This window comes from Caulobacter sp. SRI_008, from assembly GCF_057586355.1.
This window is the reverse complement of the sequence record NZ_JBYCZS010000063.1, coordinates 1-551: the sequence shown is the minus strand read 5'-3', so window position 1 is coordinate 551 and position 551 is coordinate 1. Positions and strand designations below refer to the sequence as shown.

The window sequence follows — 551 nt, the reverse complement described above, 5'->3', positions numbered from 1 at the left end:
CGACGGTGGTGACAGGAACCTCTTCGACGATCTTCGGCGCGACCTCGCCGGCCTTCTCGCCCATGCCGCTCTCGATCAGGGCGGCGACGGCGTCCACGGCGGCAGCAGCATCCGCGCCGGAAGCAACGATGGAGACGTGGTCGCCCAGCTTCACCGCCAGGGCCATCACCCCGACCGGACTGCGCGCGCCTGCACGGCGTCCGCCGGCCACGATGGCGATCTCGGCAGCGAAGCCCCGCGCCGTCTCGGCGATCCGCGCCGCCGGACGGGCGTGGATGCCATGCGCCAGCGGCACGACGATCGCGCGGGAGACTTCGGTATCGGCGACTGTTTCGATCACAGCGGCCCCTGCCACCGCGACCAGCTCCATCAGGAACCCACCGGCTAGCGTCTCGGCGTCCTGCGTCCGCCGGACGATCGAGAACGCCTCGGGATTGGTAATGACCACCGGCGTGATCAGGCTCTTGGCCTTGCGGGCGAGCAGATCGAGGTCGAACCCGATCAGCGCCTGACCAGTGCTCACCGCCTGGCCCTCGGCGACCTGGACCTCG

1 protein-coding gene is annotated in these 551 nt (G+C 70.2%); it reads right to left on the bottom strand.

The genetic code is table 11. From position 1 onward, the window contains the following. Positions 1–551: HPr family phosphocarrier protein (locus AC2YHT_RS25670; protein ID WP_487292616.1), on the bottom strand; the 551-nt coding region annotated here is incomplete at both ends.